Below are 18,603 nucleotides of genomic sequence, written 5' to 3' on the forward strand. Positions count from 1 at the left end.
GGGGGGGTAACCCTGGGGGGGGTGGCCCCCAAGCCAAAACCCCCCTCCAGACCCCTCTCCAGCGTCCTTTTTGTTTGCACGGCTGATGCCCCTCAGTCGTCGAGGGTCGGCGCCCCGCCCTTGCCGGCCTTTGGCGCTTTTTCCGGCGGTGGCGCGGTACTGCTGGCTGGCGCCGCTGCCGGTGCGCTGGCCTCTTTTTCACGCATTGGCATCTGATCGATGGTGGCGAAGATTTCCTGAACCTGAATGCTCTCGGTTTCGAGCTTCTTCTCGCCATCCTTGCCAATCAGGATGACCCGGGTCTTGCCCCCGGCGCCCAGCTTCAACTCGCGGATCAGCGCCATGCTGGTCTGCGCATCCAGATTTTTGCCGTCACGCTGGCCAAGCGTGTTGACCACGGTGTAGAGCACCATGTTGCGCTCGGTAAAGGCCTTGCGGTTGGCGGGTTCTTCAAGCGCTTTTTTCAAGCTGACCAGCGTCTGGTCGCTTTGGCTAGGGGCAATGATGACCAAAGGCCTGGCCTTGCCGCGTTCCTGTGCCAGCGGTGCATCACTGTCGGCGGCAAACACCGGGGCAGCGACGAGCAGCAGAGTAGCAAGGGTCAGTGACCGGATAGGCATGGGGGGCTCCTTGTTAATCGGTGGGTCGGCATATTGCTTTGATTCGCAATTCCCATGTGTGTTTCTACCGTAACTGTATCTTTCCGGTATAGCCCAAAATTTACTCGCCCCCATCAAACCGGTTACTCAAGCAGGCTGTGCAGGGCCTGCACAATCGTATCCGCCTCGTCGTGATTGAGGGTCAATGGCGGCAGCAAGCGGATGGTCCGGCCGCGCGTCACATTGATCAGAACCCCGTAATGCCGGGCGGCCATCAGACTCAGGTCGGCAATCGGTTGCTGCAACTCAATGCCGATCATCAGCCCGCGACCGCGAATCGCGACGACCTTGGGGTTATCGTTCAGCGCCTGCCCCAGACGCTCTATCAGATAATCGCCCAGCAGCCGGGCATTATTGACCAATTGTTGCCGCTCGATGATCTCCAGCACCGTGCAACCGACCCGACAGGCCAACGGGTTGCCACCAAACGTGCTGCCATGACTGCCAGGAGTGAACAGCCCTGCCGCTTTGCCGCGCGCCAGGCAAGCACCAATCGGTATGCCGTTGCCCAGCCCTTTGGCCAGGGTCATGACATCCGGCACGATGCCCTCATGCTGGCAAGCGAACCAGCGCCCGGTACGGCCGATGCCGCTCTGGATTTCATCGAACATCAACAACCAGTCACGCTGCCGGCAACGCTCATGCAATGCCTTCAAATAGCCGGCCGGCGCGACCCGAATCCCGCCCTCGCCCTGCACCGGCTCAAGCAGCACCGCCGCGATCCGCGAGCCATGGCTGGCACAGGCCTGCTCGAAGGCTGCCAGGTCGCCGAACGCGATGCGCAGCACATCACCCGGCAAACCGGCAAACCCAAGCCGCACCGCCGGGCCATCACTGGCGGCCAGAGTTCCCAGGGTACGGCCATGAAACGCATTGTCCATGACCACCACCAGCGGCTGCTCAATGCCTTTGTGCCAGCCATGCAAGCGGGCCAGTTTGAGTGCGGTCTCGTTGGCCTCGGCGCCGGAGTTGTTGAAAAACACCCGCTCAAGGCCCGACAGCCCGGTCAGCGCCTGTGCCAGACGTTGCTGCCAGTCAATGTTGTACAGATTGGAGGTATGTAACAGTAACCCGGCCTGTTCGCTGATGGCCGCCACCAGCGCCGGATGGGCATGGCCGACATTGGTCACTGCCACACCGGCCACTGCATCGAGGTATTCGCGCCCGTCCTGGTCCCATACGCGGGTGTTCAGGCCGCGCACAAAGCTTAAAGGTAATGGCTGGTAGGTGTGCATCAGGCAAGCGCTGGTCACGGTCGGCGGCTCCATAGTGGTCAGGGACGGTTTGCAGTATCGTTAACCCCTTTCGCTGGATAAACCGGCTATAACTTCAAACATTTTCAAGCATGGATTGATAATGGATCTGTTCCAGGCAATGTCGGTGTTCGTAAAGGTCGTCGAATCCGGCAGCATGACGGCCGCCGCCCGCGAATGCGCAATTTCCACGACCATGGTCGGTAACCATTTGCGTGCACTGGAGCAGCGCCTGGGCGTCAGCCTGCTCAAGCGCACCACTCGCCGCCAGCGCCTGACCGAATTTGGCGAAGCGTACTACCAGCGTTGCGTGGAGGTTCTCGGGCTGGTGGTCGATTCCGAACAGTTGGCTGAACAGGCGCTGGGCGAACCGTTGGGCACCTTGCGCATCACCGCGCCGCTGACCTTCGGCTCGGAGCGTCTGGCCCCGGCCCTGAGCGAGTTCTCCCGGCGCTACCCACAGATTCGCCTGGATGTCGTGCTGACCAACCAGCGCATGGACCTGCTCGACCACGGTTTCGACGTAGGCATCCGCATGGGCGAACTGGCTACCTCGACGCGCCTGATCGCCCGCCCCTTGCAGAACTACACCCTGACCATCTGCGCCGCGCCGCAATACCTGGCGCGGCGCGGCACGCCCCGGCATCCCCAGGACCTGCAACAGCACGACTGCCTTGCATTCGCTTATCTGGCGGGCGACGACTGGAGCTCCACCGAAAAACACTGGCGACTCAACGGACCAGACGGCGAGGTCTCGGTGCCGGTCAACGGACCATTGATGATCAATTCTTCAGCGGGCCTGTATCAGGCCGCCAAGGCCGGTATGGGCATCGTGATGCTGCCCGACGCGCTGGTCGAACAGGACCTGCAAGAGGGACGGCTGATGGCCTTGCTCCCCGAGTACCGCCTGCCGGGCAGGCCCATGCACCTGATCTATCCGCAAGACCGCTATCGGTTGCCGAAACTGCGCAGTTTTGTCGAATACGCGCTGCAGTTGTGGGGCATGGAGCAGATTTAACCCGACTGCACTGCACGTTCACACAGCGCATCAAGCAAATGTTCAGTGCTCATGGTATGGCTGTCGAAGCTGAATTCGGCCGCCAGGGGCACCTCAAAAGGCGCATCCCAACCGGTCAGATTGTGCAGCTCGCCTCGTTGTGCGCGGGCGTACAGGCCTTTGGGGTCGCGCTGCATGCACACCTGCAGGCTGGTGCTGACATGCACCTCGGTGAACTGCCCGGTTGCGAACAACTGGCGTACCCGCTGGCGGTCTTCATTGAAGGGCGAGACGAAAGCGCAGATCACGTCCAGCCCTGAGCGCTGCAACAACGCAGCGACCTCACCGGCCCGGCGAATGTTTTCCCGGCGATCGGCATCGCTCATGCCCAGATCGGCGCACAAGCCGCGGCGCAACTCGTCACCGTCGAGCACCAGTGCCTGGCGGCCCGCAGCCTTCAGACGCTGTTCGAGCGCTTTGGCCAGGGTGGTCTTGCCGGCAGCAGGCAGGCCGGTGAGCCAGAACACATGGCTCATGGATGACTGGGGAGACTTCAGGTCAGCAAGAATAGGGCTGGGCATGGACTTCCTTGAAATTGGCCAGATACCGGGCTGAGCATATACCGCCATTGGTTGCTGCTCGGCAAGCCAGACTTGCAGATCGTTGGCCTGAACACATAAGGTGCGCCTCACGCCGTACACCGCAAGGACCGACATGATCCAGATCCGCCCCATGACCGCCGCCGACTTCGACGGCTTCTGGCCAACCTTCCAGGCCGTCGTCAGCGCCCGGGAAACCTACGCCTATGACCCGGCCCTGACCTTTGAGCAGGCCCGCGAGCTGTGGCTGAATTATCCGCTGCACACGTTGGTCGCTGAAGAACACGGCGTGCTGCTGGGCAGTTACTACCTCAAGGCCAATGCCGCAGGTCCCGGTAGCCATGTCAGCAACTGCGGCTATATGGTCACCGAGGCTGCGCGTGGCCGTGGCGTGGCACGGCTGATGTGCGAGCACTCGCAGCAGTTGGCAAGGCAAAGCGGTTTTCTGGCCATGCAGTTCAACTCGGTGGTGGCCAGCAACGAAGTGGCCGTCGCGCTGTGGGGCAAGCTGGGCTTCGACACCGTCGGCCGCCTGCCACGCGCCTACCGTCACGCCCGGCTGGGCCTGGTGGATTGCTTGGTGATGTACAAGTGGCTGGGCGAACAACCGGCTGTTACAGCTGAGCCTGAGCGCCCACTGTTGATCGGCCGGAAAAATATCGAGTCGGTGGTATCACGGCCGCGTCGGTGTTGAACCTGATCGTTTAGGCCCTATGTACCTCTGTGGGCGCTACCTTGGTAGCGAAGAGGCCAGCAAAGTCACTGCATTTGCCGTGGTTTTACCGGCCCATTCGTCGCAATGCCGCCCAGACCAAGGTCGCTGCCACAAAGCCATGTACCGTCCGAATCGGTCAATCCTTGACTTGGCTGAGGGCGAAGCGTTGCCCTTTGGTATCGCGAACCTCATTGCCAACGATCCAGGCGATGGTCTGACCATCATGGTCGACCAGCCGCTGGGGCGTTCCCAGACTCAAGAAGCCGATCTCCCCACTCCAGTCACGGCGCGGGTCATGCTCAAGGTAGGCATATACCTTGCGCTCGCGGATGCGCCAGACCGGATAGGCCTTGCGGGTCGAGATCACGTCATAGGTCAGGTTGGGATTGAACAGGGAAGCAGCAGTCATGGCAGGCTCCGGGAGGTGGAGTGGCTGACTGCAGGTTGAAGCCACGGGAGTGAGGCAGGATAGACCAGCCTTATTCGATCTTGTTGAATCGAGCCGACCAGTTGCATGCCATCGACGCATTTGGCGCGTCGATGGCAGCCTGGCGGTCAGCAAACCGCAGCTTGAGGCGGGTTACTTGCCGGTGGCTTGCTGCTGGCGTTGCAGCAACACTTTGGTCACCCGCCGCTCTTCGACACCGGTCACCTTCAACGACCAGCCTTGATGCTCCAGCTGGTCACCGATCACTGGCAGACGATCGAGCAGGCTCATCACCAGGCCGGCCAGCGTCTGGTAGTCCTCGGTGACGCGGGCCTGGAAGCCGGTGCGCTCGCGGATCAGGCTGAGGTTCAGGGCACCGGAAACAACGAAGTCCTCGCCCTGGGTGACGATATCCGGCCCGGCCATTTCACTGGCGTCCGGCAACTGGCCAGCGATCGACTCCAGGATGTCGGTCATGCTGAGGATACCGATGAAGTCGCCGAACTCATTGACCACAAAAGCAATGTGCGTCGACTCTTTACGCATTTGCTCCAGCGCATTGAGGATCGAAAAGTTCTCCAGCAGGTTGATCGCCTTGCGGGCCATCAGCGCCATGTCCGGCTGGTTGCCGGCCAGCAGCTCACGCAGCAGTTCTTTCTTGTGCACATAGCCCAGCGGCTCATCGATCCCGGCCTCGCCCACCAGCGGCAGACGCGACACCGATGAATGCATCAGCTTGAGGCGGATCTTGTCGGCGTCGTCCTTGAGGTCGATGTATTCCACCTCTGCACGTGCCGTCATCACTGTGCGGATCGGCCGTTCGGCCAACTGCAGCACGCCACTGATCATCACCCGCTCACGACGATCGAACACCGCTTCGGTGCCGCCGGCAGAGTCAACCATGTCGCTGATTTCTTCATCGACAGAGCCCTCTTCGAGTTGGCGGCCACCCAGCAGGCGCATCACCGCATGGGCAGCGCGTTCACGACGCGGCAGGCTGCCATGTGCGGACGCCTTGCGCCGCTTGCGGGCAACCTGGTTGAACACCTCGATCAGGATCGAGAAGCCGATCGCCGCGTACAGGTAGCCTTTCGGGATGTGGAAGCCCAGACCTTCGGCGGTCAGGCTGAAACCGATCATCATCAAAAAGCCCAGACACAGCATGATCACGGTCGGGTGCCGGTTGACGAAGGTGGTCAGCGGCTTGCTGGCAACAATCATCACACCGATCGAGATGATGACCGCGATCATCATGACCGACAGGTGCTCAACCATACCGACTGCGGTGATGACCGCATCGAGCGAGAACACCGCATCGAGTACCACAATCTGGGCAACGATCGGCCAGAACAACGCATAGGTGCCGGTGGTGGCGCGCTGGCTGACATGGCCTTCCAGACGTTCGTGCAGTTCCATGGTGGCCTTGAACAACAGGAACACACCGCCGAACAGCATGATCAGGTCACGGCCCGAGAAGCTCTTGCCGAACACCTCGAACAGCGGCGCGGTCAGAGTCACCATCCACGAGATACTCGCCAGCAGGCCCAGACGCATCAGCAGTGCGAGGGTCAGGCCGATGATTCGCGCCTTGTCGCGCTGATGTGGCGGCAGCTTGTCGGCCAGAATGGCGATGAACACCAGGTTATCGATACCCAGTACCAGTTCCAGAATGATAAGGGTCAGCAGGCCCAGCCAGGCCGTGGGGTCAGCAATCCATTCCATGAGGTCAGTTCTTTTTCTTGGAAAAATAAAGGGCAAACGTCAGCAAACGGCGTTGGACAGCCGGGCTTTGCTCAGAGGAAGAAGCGCTGACACGGGGAAGGCTTGGCGGGACGCCGGGCCGAAGGAGTTTGCGTTGAGGCGGGTCGCAGAAGGGTGAATGTGCAAAGGCGTGTGCACAGCGACTGGGGGGTTCCTGGAGGGTGTTCATAAAATCCTGAAATTGAATGCGGGACAGAAGCGTACAACAACGAGTCACAATTACCATGCAGAATATTTATTACAAAGCTTGACGGCATTTCGAAATCATCGTGCCTGCAGCCATGCGCTGTGACAATTGACCGCACCCAAGAGAGTGCCAGTTGTCTGACAACAGCAGATTACTACTGGAGTTTCGAGCATTTTTTGTACTAAGATGTTGCAACACAGACAAGCGTACGTCGAAGCCTCAGGAAGCGACTATTCCTGAAGGCTGATTGCAACGCCCCACGACTTGATCTCCTAATAAAAAGAAAGCCCGTCCTATGACGGGCTTTTTTCGTTTTCAGCATTTGCATTGCCTGATCTGCCGGTGCGCTGCGCAAGCGCCGACCGGCCAACCCATTCGATGAAATTGAGGTTTTTTCCCATGCTGCGGTACGTTGTATCCCACCTGTTCCAATGGCTCAAACGCTTCTCTTCGGAACAGGACCCTCGCCATCATGCTGACCAGCCCTACTCGCGCGACTTCACTCGTGAAACCGAACGCGAACAAAGCTGGAGCCTGAAGTCGATCCTGCTGGTCGTCGCGCTGAGCTGCTACTGCCTGGGCGGCCTGGGTTACTACGCCAAGACCCAGATCTGGGACACCATGACCGACGCACAGAAAGAACAGATGGCCCAGGCCATGATTGCCAGCTCGCAGAACCTCTGAGCCGGCAGATTGCAGGACCCGACGGGGAAGCCATTGGCTTCCCCGTTTGCATTTAACCGGCCTGATCCGGGGCTGCTACCATACACGCCCTTTGATCAACGACTCGCGCCATGAATTCCGAAGCACTCGCCACCCTGCACCAGCATCTGCTCACCGCCCTGGACCCCGCCCCGGCTGAAACCCGTCGCTTGTTTCACGGCCGCGGGCGGGTCTGGCCGGGGCTTGAACACCTCACCGTGGACTGGATGCAGGGGGTGGTGCTGGTGGCGCTGTTCCGCGAGCCGGCGGCCGAGGAGCTTGCTGCGCTCAAACAACTGCTGCAGGAACTGACCAATAGCCAGGCATGGCGCAACAGCAAGGCCCATAGCCTGCTGCTGCAACACCGTTATACGGCGCACAGCGATACCGAGTGGCTGATCGGTGAACACCGGGATCACTGGCTGATCACCGAGAGCGGCCTGCGCTACAAGCTCGATTTCGGCCGCAACCAGAATACCGGGCTGTTTCTCGACATGCGCTACGGCCGCGACTGGGTACGGGCCCAGGCCAGTGGCAAGCGAGTGCTGAACCTGTTCGCCTACACCTGTGGCTTTTCGGTGGCGGCGATTGCCGGCGGTGCTGAACAGGTGGTGAACCTGGACATGGCCAAAGGGCCGCTGAATCGTGGCCGGGAGAATCACAAGCTCAATGGCCACGAAATGCACCGGGTGAGTTTTCTTGGCCACGACCTGTTCAATTCCTGGGGCAAGGTGACCCGCAGCGGCCCCTATGAGCTGATCATCATCGACCCGCCGTCGTTTCAGAAAGGCAGCTTTGTGCTGGACAAGGACTACCAGCGGGTGCTACGCCGCCTGCCGCAGTTGCTCAGCCCCGGCGGTCAGGTGCTGGCCTGCATGAACGATCCGTTGGTCGCGTCGCAATTTCTGATCGAACAGACGGCCCGTGAAGCCCCGGCGCTGCGCTTTGTCGAACGGCTGGACAACCCGCCGGAGTTTGCCGATGCCAGTGCCGAAGGCGGGCTGAAGGCACTGGTGTTCACGCTGGATAATTGAGGAGGTTGATCATGTCGCTACACCCCAAGCCCGGCGCCGTGCTGTTCGGCAAAGATCTGCCGCGTCTGGCGCGGTTTTACTCGCAGCTCGCCAACCTGAGCATCACCCTGGAAGAGAACCGGCTGATGGTACTGGAGTCCGATTCGTTTCAGCTGGTGCTGCACGCCCTGCCACCGGCGGTAGCGAAAAAGCTGGTAATCGATAGCCCGCCAAAGCTGCGCACTGACCTGCCGCTCAAGCTGGTCTTGCCGGTGGCCAGTCTTGCTCTGGCACGGCAACAGGCCAGCGAACTGGGCGGTGGCCTCAATCCGCTCGACCAGCAATGGCAAGCGCGTAACTTCAGTGCCTGCGACGGCTTCGACCCGGAGGGCAATGTGCTGCAGTTTCGTGAGGATGCGCCTGCGCAAAACTGAAAACATCCTGCTTGATCAGCAGTCATACCCATAAGGGATGGCCGGCGAGGATCGAGCGATGAGCTTCATGGTGTATGTGGGCGTGCTTGGCGTCTTGCTGATGCTGCTGGCCCTGACCTCTTCCTGGCTGCGCTGGCTGCCGGTCACCACCTCGGCGCTGTGCCTGCTGTTCGGTTTTGCCATCGGCCCGGCGGGCCTGCAACTGATTACCCTGGATGTTCAGCGGTCGCATGAATGGCTGGAGCGGCTGACCGAAGTGGCGGTGTTGTTCTCGCTGTTCAACACCGGCATCAAGCTTCGCCTGCCCTTGCGTGCCAGAGCCTGGCACTCGGCCTATTGGCTGGCCGGCCCGGTGATGCTGGCCAGCATCGTTGGCATGGCGCTGGTTGCCCATTACCTGCTGGCGTTGTCCTGGGGGCTGGCGGTGTTGCTCGGCGCAGTGCTGTCACCGACCGACCCGGTGCTGGCCAGCCTGGTGCAGGTCAATGATGCCCAGGATCAGGATCGGCTGCGCTTCGGGCTGTCCGGTGAAGCCGGGCTGAACGACGGCACGGCCTTTCCCTTCGTGATCCTGGCTCTGCTGCTTCTGACCCAGGAGGGCGCCGTGCAGGACTGGCTTGGCGCCTGGGTCCTCAAACACCTGCTGTGGGGCGTGCCGGCCGGTCTTTTGCTGGGCTATGGCATGGGCCGCGGGGTCGGGCAGTTGATGATTCATCTGCGTATCCGCAACGCGGACAGCACCACATCGCCCAATGACTTTCTCGCTCTGGCGCTGATCGCCCTGTCCTACGTTACCGCGCAGGCACTCGGCGCCTTCGGCTTTCTGGCGGTGTTTGCCGCCGGCTTCGGTCTGCGCCAGGCCGAGGCCCGCATCACCCATTCAGAGCTGCCCTCAGAACACGTGGCGCAGCCGGTCCTGGCGCACACCAGAGTCGAGCGGGAGCGGGCCACGGTGACGCAGATCGAAGAACTCAGCGACTCACAACTGGCCGCCGGGGTGATGATGGGCGATATGCTGCTGTTCGGTAACCTCATCGAGCGGGCCATGGAAGTGCTGCTGATCACCCTGCTCGGCGCTTCGTTGGCACTGTACTGGGACTGGCGCGCCATACCACTGGGCCTGGCGCTGTTCTGCATTATCCGGCCGGCCAGCGTGTGGCTGCTACTTGGCCGCAAGCTGTTTGATGCCAGGCAGAAAGCCTTGGTGGGCTGGTTTGGCATCCGCGGGATCGGCAGCCTTTACTACCTGTTTTATGCGCTCGGTCATGGCTTGCAGCCACAGATCGCCCAAGGCGTCACGGGCCTGACCCTCTCGGTGGTAGGTTTGAGCATCATCCTGCACGGCCTGAGTACCCAGCCGCTGCTGGACCGTTATGAACGCCAACTGAGCCGGCCCGAGGTCCGCCAGGACTAATGGCAAGCGACCCGCATAGAGCGGCTCGATCATGCTATTGTCACAACCGATTGGACTGTGGCGGGCGACACACGCAAGCTTGCGCCTGTCATGAGTTGTGAGGGTGAAATGGCTGATTCCGTCCTGATGGACCGCTTTGCACGCAAGGTCGATTACCTGCGACTGTCGGTGACAGATCGCTGCGATTTCCGCTGTGTGTATTGCATGGCCGAAGACATGACGTTTCTGCCGCGCCAGCAGATCCTGAGCCTTGAAGAGTTGTTTCAGGTCGCTCAGGGCTTTGTCGCGCTCGGCACCCGCAAGATCCGCCTGACCGGTGGTGAGCCACTGGTGCGCCAGGGCATCGTGGGCCTGTGTGAGCGGATTGCCGCCCTGCCCGGCCTGCGCGAACTGTGCCTGACCACCAACGGCTCGCAACTGGGCAAGCTGGCAGCACCGCTGTTCAAGGCCGGGGTCAAACGCCTGAATGTCAGCCTCGACAGCCTCGACGCACAGCGCTTTCACGAACTGACCCGCACCGGCCACCTGCACCAGGTGATCGAGGGCATCGATGCGGCCAACGCCGCCGGCTTTACCCACACCAAACTCAACTGTGTGGTGATGCGCGGCCGCAATGACCACGAGATCAACGACCTGGTGGCCTTCGCCATCGACCGCCAACTGGACATCACCTTTATCGAGGAGATGCCCCTGGGGGCAATCAGCGAGCACAGTCGCAAGGAGGCGTTCTACTCCAGCGAGCAGGTCCGCGAGCGTATCGCCGAACGCTATACCCTGCTGCCCTCCACCGACTCGACCCAAGGACCGTCGCGCTATTGGCGCCTGGCTGAAGCCCCGCAGATCCGGATCGGCTTTATCTCGCCGCACAGCCATAACTTTTGCGCGACCTGCAACCGGGTACGCTTGACCGTCGAAGGCCGGCTGTTACTGTGCCTGGGCAATGAGCATTCGGCTGATCTCAAGCAGGTCCTGCGCGATCACCCTGAGCAACCCGAGGTGTTACGCGAAGCGATTATTCAGGCGATGCAACTCAAGCCCTGGAGCCATGATTTTCGCCTGGACGATGAGGTGCAGGTGGTGCGCTTCATGAATATGACCGGCGGCTGATTAGCGCGGGTCTTATGACTTGCCCAACAATTTTGCGCGCAGGTCCGGGTTACTGGTCGAAGGGTCAAGCCAGATGGCGAAAAACGCCTCGGCAAATTGAGCGTCGCCAATGACATGCAGCAAACGCTTGCCAAGGTAAAAGCGTGCTTCGCGTCCCGGCACATAAACGCCAGTGATTGTCATGCCGGGTTCGACATCAATGAATGCCTGCTGCATTTCCTTACGCCACACGGCCAACTGCTCGGCACTGACACGTGCACCTGAGGTTTGCTGGATTTCCTCAAGGCTGACGCGGATCAGATCATCGCGTGAAATGGCGCGGTGGTAAGTCAGTTCCAGCGCCAACGGCGCGCCCACCTTAAAAGGCACCACCGGGCTGAACAACCGCGCGGTGTAGATATTGAAACCCCAGAGCCGCAGGTCGCCGGCCCCTACCATCCGGGCACTTGGGAGCGCTTCACGCCAGTCGGCCATTGCATTGGCGCAGGCTAACACCAAAGCCAGTGATAACCAGCGTAACGCGTTCATGGAGCAGCCCTCAAAAGAGGTCGTCAATCGATGACCGGCACAAGATGAGAAAAGAGCCAGCGGAATGGTCTAGACCTCAGTGGGCCAAATCAGCGCCACCCACTGGCTCTTTGATACATAACCTATACCACCCGGCAGAACTTGTATATTCAGTGAAATAACTTGTCTGAAATATGTAACACGCCCATGACAGATTCTTCGGGCCATTTGCGGATGATCGACGCAGCACAAAAAACCGGTACACAGGCTCCCGAGAGACTGCATACCGGTTTCAATTGGCCTGTTTCAAACGGTTTTGTCAGGCCACCCGGGCACGGGCATGAGCCTTGTGCCACTCGTTACGCAACAGCCCCAGCTGCTCTTCAACGAACGACAGGTCCGCAGCAGCCTTCTTGCCAACATAGCCTTGCCCACGGCGGAACATTTTCAGTGCAACACACAGTTGCGGGTGGGCGGCGCGGAACTCCTGCTCTTCGGAACAGGCCCTCATCGGATCCAGGCGCACTTCACCGCCATGGGTAACCCACAGCATATGGCTGTCGAGAGTATCCTTACGGGCGGCAAACAGACGAGCCAGCTCATCAATGGTCAGGTTGTGGATAGTCATGTTGATGCTCCTTCGCTCGTGCACTGTTCAATAGGCTTGATACATCGACTACGGACACTTCTGGAATGACCGGGAAACTGCGGTACGCAGCATTCGTCAGGTGACATTCGGACTTGAAGGAAATGCAGGTAGCCTTGACGGGAAGCCGCTACAACACAGCATCGAATCCGGGAGGCGAAATAGCGAAAGCCGAAAACTCGACGGGCGATCGGGAACAGATCAGCCACAAGCACGTCATGAAGTCGGTTCGCCAGCTCTTGGTCCTGTAACGACGCGGGCCGGGTCATCTTCGTCAATCTGCCTTGTGGGCAGCCTACATCCTGGAACATCCCGACGGCTTGTCGGGCCTGTTCTGTACACCTTTTTCAGCACTCCCGATCGGGGAGATGGCCTCATCATGCTTAATCGAAAGGCATGCGTCAACAGTTATGTAGTGATTTTTTAAAGTCACTACATATCTTTACAAACCACTGGAGAATCAACTGGCACCGCACTGTCGCGCAGCAAACACGAGACTTTGCAGGAGCGGCTTTAGCCGCGAAGCCTTCGCGGCTAAAGCCGCTCCTAGGAGATATCCATTAAAAATCAATAGCTTGCATTTTGTTTAACGAGAGCAGCTTGAGCCGCGAACAGCCTTGTTCGCGGCTCAAGCGGATAGCCGCCCGACCACTGCTACGCAGGATCGCGCAGCAGCGTCGCCTTACTGAGTAAATGCGCTGTAGCTGTTGATCAGGTTGCGGTAGTTGGGGATCCGCTGGGACAACAGGTTACCCAGCCCTTCGATGTCGTTGCGCCAGTCGCGGTGCAGCTCGCAGGCCACTGCGAACCAGTTGACCAGTTGCGCACCGGCAGCGCTCATGCGCGCCCAGGCAGCCTGTTGCACGGTTTCGTTGAAGGTGCCGGAGGCGTCGGTCACCACAAACACCTCGAAGCCTTCAGCCAGTGCCGACAGGGTCGGGAACGCGACACAGACATCGGTCACCACCCCGGCAATGATCAGTTGCTTGCGGCCAGTGGCTTTTACCGCCTTGACGAAGTCTTCGTTGTCCCAGGCGTTGATCTGGCCGGGACGGGCAATGTACGGCGCATCCGGGAACTGCTCTTTGAGCTCTGGCACCAACGGGCCGTTCGGGCCTTGCTCAAAGCTGGTGGTCAGAATGGTGGGCAGGTTGAAGAATTTCGCCAGATCGCCAAGGGCCAGCACATTGTTCTTGAACTCGTTCGGCGAGAAATCCTGGACCAGAGAAATCAGGCCGGTCTGGTGGTCGATCAGCAGTACGACAGCATCATCTTTGTTCAAACGCTTGTACGGGTTAGTGCTCATGATTGACTCCATTTTTCGAGTAAAGCCGGGTCAGGACGACCCGGCAGTTGCACGCAGGTGACACACATCAGAACGGGCAGAATCAGAACGCAAAGCACGAACAGCCAAACGCGCCCCAGAACCCCTGGAAGTCGCTGACCGGGGCATTGGAGAGGCGGGCTTTTTCATGGCTATGGGAATGCACGGCGCACGGACCACTGCACTGGTGAACCGCTGCCAGTACCGGTGAGGACGGGCGCCAGTGGCCCTGAACCTTGGCCACGGGCGACCAGTCTGGCAGCACCGCAATAGGTTTGGGTGCCAGCGGCTCGAAGTCGTCGGCGCCGTACACCACCTTGCCGTCGACCACCGTCAGCACCGACTCGATCCATTTGATGGCTTCCTGATCGACGCTGAAGAAGTCTGCCGACAGTGCCACCAGGTCAGCCAGTTGACCGACGCGAATCTGACCTTTCTTGCCTTGCTCGGAAGAGAACCAGGCGCTGCCGTGGGTAAACAGCTCAAGCGCGGTCGCACGCGGCAAACCTTCCGGGTACAGCTCCAGCCCGCCCACCGTGCGACCGCTAACCATCCAGTACAGCGAGGTCCAGGGATTGTAGCTCGATACCCGGGTGGCATCGGTGCCGGCGCCCACCGGTACGCCTTCAGCGAGCATGCGCTTGATCGGCGGCGTGGCCTCGGCGGCCTTGGCGCCGTAACGCTCGACGAAGTACTCGCCCTGGAAAGCCATACGGTCCTGGATCGCGATGCCGCCGCCCAGCGCCCGCACGCGCTCGATGTTGCGCGGGGTGATGGTTTCGCAATGGTCGAAGAACCATGGCAGGCCGTTGAACGGGATCTCACGATTGACCTTCTCGAACACATCCAGCATGCGGCTGATCGATTCGTCATAGGTGGCATGCAGGCGGAACGGCCAGCGCTGCTCGACCAGATGGCGCACCACCGGTTCCAGATCGCTTTCCATGTCCGGGACCAGGTCCGGGCGCGGCTCGCGGAAGTCTTCGAAGTCGGCGGCGGAGAACGTCAGCATCTCCCCTGCCCCGTTGTGCCGCAGGAAGTCATTGCCCTGGTGAAGCTTCACCGAACTGGTCCAATTCTTGAAGTCGGCCAGTTCTTCCTTGGGCTTCTGGGTGAACAGGTTATAAGCGATGCGCACCGTCAACTGATTGTCTTTGTTCAGTTGCTCGATCACCTGGTAGTCATCGGGGTAGTTCTGGAAACCACCACCGGCATCGATGCAACTGGTGATGCCCAGCCGGTTGAGTTCGCGCATGAACTGACGGGTCGAGTTGACCTGATACTCCAGTGGCAGCTTCGGCCCCTTGGCCAGCGTCGCGTAGAGAATCATTGCGTTGGGTTTGGCGACCAGCATGCCGGTCGGGTTACCACTGCTGTCACGCACGATCTCGCCACCCGGCGGGTTCGGCGTATCGCGGGTGTAACCGGCGACCCGCAACGCGGCACGATTGAGCAAGGCGCGATCGTAAAGGTGCAGCAGAAACACCGGGGTGTCCGGGGCGGCCTGGTTGATTTCTTCCAGGGTCGGCATGCGTTTTTCAGCGAACTGGAATTCGTTCCAGCCACCGACCACGCGTACCCACTGCGGGGTGGGCGTGCGCGCGGCCTGGTCCTTGAGCATGCGCAGTGCGTCGGCCACCGATGGCACGCCTTCCCAGCGCAGTTCCAGGTTGTAATTCAGGCCGCCGCGGATCAGGTGCAAGTGCGAGTCGTTAAGCCCCGGAATCACCGTACGGCCCTTGAGGTCGATGACCTGAGTGGCGCTGCCGCGCAGGGCCATGACTTCGGCCTCGCTGCCAACGGCCACGAAACGCCCGGCGCTGATCGCTACCGCGCTGGCCTGGGGCTTTTCGCGGTCGACGGTGTGGAATTTGCCGTTGAACAGGATCAGCTCGACAGTATTCATAGCAGTACCTTTGACTGAAGATTGAGAAGTGCCGGCCTGGCCGGCGAAGGAAAAGGCCGGGAGGATCGCCGCGGCAGCGCTGAGCAACGAGCTGTTGGCGATAAAGCGCCGGCGCTGCAGATCGGTGTTGTTGTCATCACTCATGGATCAGTTACTCCCTTTGTCTGAGGCTGGAGCATTCAGCCAGGCAGCGAACAATCGCGTGGCGGCAGGCATCATCAGGTACACCACCAACAGGACAATGGTCAGGGTGATCAGCACGTTGCTCATCACATAACCTGACAGCAGAGGGCTCAGGCCCAACACCGGCCCCCACAGCAGCGGCACCAGCAGGCTCAACGGCAGAATCACCAGGTAAGACACCACCGCCTGTTTCCAGCGCGGCGGCTGGCGCGCCTCTTCAACGCTTGAGTTGAACCAGAATTCGTTGTGGGCCGTGACCTGAGTCTGATCGCCATCGGCCAGCATCGGCTCGGCCTCACGCACCAGCTCGCGCCGCTGCTGCGAGTCCAGCCATTGCTGCAGGCTCTGAGTGCAAGCAAAGCGCAAAACCGAGGTAAAGGTCTGCAGCCCGTCGCTGCGCCCACGCATGACATCCACGCCCAGATGGCCCTGCTGCTCGGCGGCAATGCTGACAATGCGCCGCAACCACTGTTCGTACTGCACTTCCAGGCCGGTCTTGATCCGGTGGCGGATCACCAGGGTCACGACTTCACGAGCTGACTCGCCCGCCGCTGCGTCGGGGTGAAGGGTGTCGGACATGCTCGGCGCTCCATGGCACGGATTGAGAAGCGGGCGTCGAACTGCTCAAGCCCGGCTTCGATGAGAGTGCGATGGTGCCGCTGATTGCCAGACGAGAATTGGATGCATGTGCTGTGTTGGCTACAGACCCGATACAAATCCTCAGATATCGCTACTGATTTCCGTTGTACGGCCGATAACCTGCGCATAACGACATTGGAAGCCGTTTATGAACGCTATTACAGGCCTCACCCCGCTGAGCCCGCTGTACAAAACCCAGCTGAGCACCACACTGCCCGTGCAGCCCGCCGGCCAGACTTCGGCCGATACCAGCCTGCCGGCGACCAGCGTCATCCTCGGCCAGGACAACAGTGTCAGTGACTCGCAGACCTATTCACGTCAGGGCCAAATGCCTGGTGCGCAAACCCATTACAGCTGGGAAGCGGATGCCACAGACTCGCTCAGCGCCCTGATACTTGCGCAACTCAAATCAGGCCCGAGCGGTGCCCGTTTTCAGGGTTTGGGCGCGGCGTTGCTTGAACAACTGGCAGCCAGTGGCGGCAAAGCCATTTCCCAATCCGTGTTTGCCTCTGGATCCGAGATCAGCGGACCTGCTGCACTCAAGCCGCTACAGGACGATCTACGCGCACACCCGAACAATAGCCTGACGTTTAGTCTGACAACCGCTTCCGGCGCCACGGTGCAGTTGTCTCTGGCCAGTAACGATCAAGGCCTGGCGGTCAATGCCGAGGTACTGGGCGGTGAGCTGAGCGCAAGCGAACTCAAGGGCCTCAGCGCTCTGGCCAGTTCTTTCCAGTCCGCCATTGATGGCCTGAGCCAAGTGCCGCCCAAACTGCAATTGGGCGAACTGACCCAACTAGATCCAAAGCTGTTCACCTCACTGCAGCTCAATGCCAAATTACAGACCCCGGACGGCGACCAGCTTTTCGAATTGCGCCTGGATGAAAAATCCCGCAGCGTCAGCCTGCAAGGTCCCAGCGGCGAGCTGAAACTGGAGCTTGATGCCAGCAACCTTCAGTTGCTCGGCAACGTCACTCAGCGCCAGTCAGCGATCAACAACTACCTTGAACAGTTCGATGCCGCACAAAAACGCGGCCAGGGTGACAAGGATCTGATCAGCCTGTTCAAGGACGCCTTCGTTCAGCTCAACAGCGCTGACGACCAGCGCAGCGCAGCAGCCGAAGATCGGCTGAGCGAGAAGGACCGCACCTTGCTCAGCGGCCTGGCCGACTTCAACGCCTCGATTAACGAGACCGAGCGCTACAACAACCCGATGCGGCCGCTGGAAGCCGAGCGCTTTAGCTACACTGTTTCGCAAACCAGCAGCGTCAACGATGAAAAACCGCTGGAGCTGGATGTACAGCAACAACAGCAAAGCGCACTCAAGGCGTCTTACCACCAGAGCCTCAATCCACTGGTCGCGCTGACCTTGAGCAGCGAGCGTGAATCTCAGAACTATCGCTACTACGAGATCAATGACCAGGCCAGCAGCAGCACCCGCATCGCTTACCATAAGGGCAGGCTGATCGAGGCCAGCGCCACTCAACAGTCCACCCAGAACGAGCGGGTCCGCACCTACGTCAATGGCGACCTGACCCGTGACCTGCAGACTCCGGCTTCGGTCACCGAGTCACGCAACCTGCTGAGCATGATCAACGAGGTGTTCGAGCAAGAGCGTATTTCACAACGTGACCACCGTGTGTCGGTCCTTGAGGGTCTACTGATGCCGCAGCGCAAGAACTGGCTGCTGCAAAGCTCCGCCAGCAAGATCGCCGATTAAGCAGCGCATCAATCAGCCAATCGGCAGCGCCCGGCTCAGGTAGTGGGCAATCCGCTCGCGCAGCCAGCGCTCGGCCGAGTCGTTGTCATGGTCGCCGCTCCAGACCATCAACAACTCGGCCGGATTGATCGGCACCGACGCAGGTCGTTACAGTTAATGCTTTGAAACGCTGCTGATCAAAGGCGCGATGCTGCAACAGCCAGCTTAAATCCTGGGCGCAACGCTCGACCTCCCCTCCCTCCCCGCGCTAACACAATGAGTGCGAAGCCTCCTGCAACCCTGGCCACCCAATAACTCTGCTAGCAGACACCCCCGCGCCTGACGCCTGAAACTCACAGGGTATGGGCTTAGAGGGTGCTTACAAAATAGGCGAACGAAGGCAAGACAAGGCGTAATCGGGCGAAAAAGGC

At 60.2% G+C, this 18,603-nt stretch carries 19 protein-coding genes; 8 read left to right on the forward strand and 11 right to left on the reverse strand.

The genetic code is table 11. The features are described 5' to 3' along the window. Positions 1-92: 92 nt before the first annotated feature. Positions 93-620 carry a DUF4174 domain-containing protein gene (locus NRB16_RS26165; protein ID WP_045490856.1) on the reverse strand — a complete coding sequence of 176 codons (528 nt, stop codon included), beginning with the start codon at positions 618-620 and terminating at the stop codon, positions 93-95. Positions 621-742: 122 nt separating this feature from the next. Then, positions 743-1,912 (reverse strand): aspartate aminotransferase family protein, encoded by a 1,170-nt coding sequence (locus NRB16_RS26170; protein WP_257107303.1) that lies wholly within the window; start codon positions 1,910-1,912, stop codon positions 743-745. Positions 1,913-2,015: 103 nt separating this feature from the next. On the opposite strand from NRB16_RS26170, the gene NRB16_RS26175 reads away from it, so the two are divergent. Beyond that, on the forward strand, positions 2,016-2,930 hold the full coding sequence (locus NRB16_RS26175) for a LysR family transcriptional regulator (protein ID WP_253140914.1): 915 nt from the start codon (positions 2,016-2,018) through the stop codon (positions 2,928-2,930). Here NRB16_RS26175 and cysC read toward each other — a convergent pair. After that, positions 2,927-3,490 carry an adenylyl-sulfate kinase gene (gene cysC / locus NRB16_RS26180; protein ID WP_257107304.1) on the reverse strand — a complete coding sequence of 188 codons (564 nt, stop codon included), beginning with the start codon at positions 3,488-3,490 and terminating at the stop codon, positions 2,927-2,929. The genes NRB16_RS26175 and cysC overlap by 4 nt on opposite strands. 133 nt (positions 3,491-3,623) lie before the next feature. Between cysC and NRB16_RS26185 the strand changes: the two genes are divergently transcribed. Next, positions 3,624-4,202, forward strand: a complete 579-nt coding sequence (locus tag NRB16_RS26185; protein WP_257107305.1) for a GNAT family N-acetyltransferase — start codon at positions 3,624-3,626, stop codon at positions 4,200-4,202. 157 nt (positions 4,203-4,359) lie between these two features. Here NRB16_RS26185 and NRB16_RS26190 read toward each other — a convergent pair whose 3' ends face one another. Both NRB16_RS26190 and NRB16_RS26195 read right to left on the reverse strand, forming a co-directional pair. After that, the gene (locus NRB16_RS26190; protein ID WP_045490846.1) at positions 4,360-4,632 is read right to left on the reverse strand and encodes a hypothetical protein; all 273 of its coding nucleotides are present in this window, start codon (positions 4,630-4,632) and stop codon (positions 4,360-4,362) included. A 171-nt stretch (positions 4,633-4,803) separates the two neighbouring features. Continuing rightward, positions 4,804-6,372 carry a TerC family protein gene (locus NRB16_RS26195; RefSeq protein ID WP_045490844.1) on the reverse strand — a complete coding sequence of 523 codons (1,569 nt, stop codon included), beginning with the start codon at positions 6,370-6,372 and terminating at the stop codon, positions 4,804-4,806. Positions 6,373-6,997: 625 nt separating this feature from the next. Here NRB16_RS26195 and NRB16_RS26200 point away from each other — a divergent pair. The 5 genes from NRB16_RS26200 (at position 6,998) to moaA (ending at position 11,268) form a co-directional block, all read left to right on the forward strand. Beyond that, positions 6,998-7,282 carry a hypothetical protein gene (locus tag NRB16_RS26200; protein WP_045490842.1) on the forward strand — a complete coding sequence of 95 codons (285 nt, stop codon included), beginning with the start codon at positions 6,998-7,000 and terminating at the stop codon, positions 7,280-7,282. Positions 7,283-7,392: 110 nt separating this feature from the next. After that, positions 7,393-8,334: a class I SAM-dependent methyltransferase gene (locus NRB16_RS26205; protein ID WP_045490840.1), complete on the forward strand. Its 942-nt coding sequence runs from the start codon at positions 7,393-7,395 to the stop codon at positions 8,332-8,334. Between the two features lie 11 nt (positions 8,335-8,345). Next, positions 8,346-8,747, forward strand: coding sequence for a hypothetical protein (locus tag NRB16_RS26210; protein ID WP_253112856.1), 402 nt, complete (start codon positions 8,346-8,348; stop codon positions 8,745-8,747). A gap of 58 nt (positions 8,748-8,805) precedes the next feature. Further along, on the forward strand, positions 8,806-10,161 hold the full coding sequence (locus tag NRB16_RS26215; RefSeq protein ID WP_045490836.1) for a sodium:proton antiporter: 1,356 nt from the start codon (positions 8,806-8,808) through the stop codon (positions 10,159-10,161). 108 nt (positions 10,162-10,269) lie between these two features. Beyond that, positions 10,270-11,268: a GTP 3',8-cyclase MoaA gene (gene moaA, locus NRB16_RS26220; protein ID WP_045490834.1), complete on the forward strand. Its 999-nt coding sequence runs from the start codon at positions 10,270-10,272 to the stop codon at positions 11,266-11,268. A gap of 12 nt (positions 11,269-11,280) precedes the next feature. Here moaA and NRB16_RS26225 read toward each other — a convergent pair whose 3' ends face one another. The 5 genes from NRB16_RS26225 to NRB16_RS26245 all read right to left on the reverse strand — a co-directional run bounded on the left by NRB16_RS26225 (position 11,281) and on the right by NRB16_RS26245 (position 16,413). After that, on the reverse strand, positions 11,281-11,796 hold the full coding sequence (locus NRB16_RS26225; RefSeq protein WP_257107306.1) for a chalcone isomerase family protein: 516 nt from the start codon (positions 11,794-11,796) through the stop codon (positions 11,281-11,283). A gap of 298 nt (positions 11,797-12,094) precedes the next feature. Continuing rightward, positions 12,095-12,403: a hypothetical protein gene (locus NRB16_RS26230; RefSeq protein WP_045490830.1), complete on the reverse strand. Its 309-nt coding sequence runs from the start codon at positions 12,401-12,403 to the stop codon at positions 12,095-12,097. Positions 12,404-13,103: 700 nt separating this feature from the next. Next, complete coding sequence (ycaC, locus tag NRB16_RS26235; protein WP_045490828.1) at positions 13,104-13,727, reverse strand: isochorismate family cysteine hydrolase YcaC; 624 nt, start codon at positions 13,725-13,727, stop codon at positions 13,104-13,106. 82 nt (positions 13,728-13,809) lie between these two features. Then, positions 13,810-15,651: an amidohydrolase gene (locus NRB16_RS26240; RefSeq protein ID WP_045494719.1), complete on the reverse strand. Its 1,842-nt coding sequence runs from the start codon at positions 15,649-15,651 to the stop codon at positions 13,810-13,812. 147 nt (positions 15,652-15,798) lie between these two features. After that, a complete protein-coding gene (locus NRB16_RS26245) occupies positions 15,799-16,413 on the reverse strand; it encodes an antibiotic biosynthesis monooxygenase (RefSeq protein ID WP_253140922.1) in 615 nt (204 codons plus the stop codon). Between the two features lie 208 nt (positions 16,414-16,621). On the opposite strand from NRB16_RS26245, the gene NRB16_RS26250 reads away from it, so the two are divergent. Beyond that, on the forward strand, positions 16,622-18,193 hold the full coding sequence (locus tag NRB16_RS26250; RefSeq protein WP_257107307.1) for a hypothetical protein: 1,572 nt from the start codon (positions 16,622-16,624) through the stop codon (positions 18,191-18,193). 12 nt (positions 18,194-18,205) lie between these two features. On the opposite strand, the gene NRB16_RS26255 is transcribed toward NRB16_RS26250, so the two are convergent. Beyond that, a complete protein-coding gene (locus NRB16_RS26255) occupies positions 18,206-18,328 on the reverse strand; it encodes a hypothetical protein (RefSeq protein WP_373568511.1) in 123 nt (40 codons plus the stop codon). Positions 18,329-18,603: the final 275 nt, after the last annotated feature.

Origin of the sequence: Pseudomonas sp. LJDD11, from assembly GCF_024584215.1 — a bacterium.
Lineage (GTDB): Bacteria > Pseudomonadota > Gammaproteobacteria > Pseudomonadales > Pseudomonadaceae > Aquipseudomonas.

Coding starts and splice junctions, on each gene's coding strand:
- NRB16_RS26215 (WP_045490836.1), top strand. CDS start 8,806: ATGAGCTTCATGGTGTATGTGGGCGTGCTTGGCGTCTTGCTGATGCTG.
- NRB16_RS26175 (WP_253140914.1), top strand. CDS start 2,016: ATGGATCTGTTCCAGGCAATGTCGGTGTTCGTAAAGGTCGTCGAATCC.
- NRB16_RS26230 (WP_045490830.1), bottom strand. CDS start 12,403: ATGACTATCCACAACCTGACCATTGATGAGCTGGCTCGTCTGTTTGCC.
- NRB16_RS26225 (WP_257107306.1), bottom strand. CDS start 11,796: ATGAACGCGTTACGCTGGTTATCACTGGCTTTGGTGTTAGCCTGCGCC.
- NRB16_RS26250 (WP_257107307.1), top strand. CDS start 16,622: ATGAACGCTATTACAGGCCTCACCCCGCTGAGCCCGCTGTACAAAACC.
- moaA (WP_045490834.1), top strand. CDS start 10,270: ATGGCTGATTCCGTCCTGATGGACCGCTTTGCACGCAAGGTCGATTAC.
- NRB16_RS26210 (WP_253112856.1), top strand. CDS start 8,346: ATGTCGCTACACCCCAAGCCCGGCGCCGTGCTGTTCGGCAAAGATCTG.
- NRB16_RS26195 (WP_045490844.1), bottom strand. CDS start 6,372: ATGGAATGGATTGCTGACCCCACGGCCTGGCTGGGCCTGCTGACCCTT.
- NRB16_RS26165 (WP_045490856.1), bottom strand. CDS start 620: ATGCCTATCCGGTCACTGACCCTTGCTACTCTGCTGCTCGTCGCTGCC.
- NRB16_RS26190 (WP_045490846.1), bottom strand. CDS start 4,632: ATGACTGCTGCTTCCCTGTTCAATCCCAACCTGACCTATGACGTGATC.
- NRB16_RS26240 (WP_045494719.1), bottom strand. CDS start 15,651: ATGAATACTGTCGAGCTGATCCTGTTCAACGGCAAATTCCACACCGTC.
- NRB16_RS26185 (WP_257107305.1), top strand. CDS start 3,624: ATGATCCAGATCCGCCCCATGACCGCCGCCGACTTCGACGGCTTCTGG.
- NRB16_RS26200 (WP_045490842.1), top strand. CDS start 6,998: ATGCTGCGGTACGTTGTATCCCACCTGTTCCAATGGCTCAAACGCTTC.
- cysC (WP_257107304.1), bottom strand. CDS start 3,490: ATGCCCAGCCCTATTCTTGCTGACCTGAAGTCTCCCCAGTCATCCATG.
- NRB16_RS26205 (WP_045490840.1), top strand. CDS start 7,393: ATGAATTCCGAAGCACTCGCCACCCTGCACCAGCATCTGCTCACCGCC.
- ycaC (WP_045490828.1), bottom strand. CDS start 13,727: ATGAGCACTAACCCGTACAAGCGTTTGAACAAAGATGATGCTGTCGTA.
- NRB16_RS26245 (WP_253140922.1), bottom strand. CDS start 16,413: ATGTCCGACACCCTTCACCCCGACGCAGCGGCGGGCGAGTCAGCTCGT.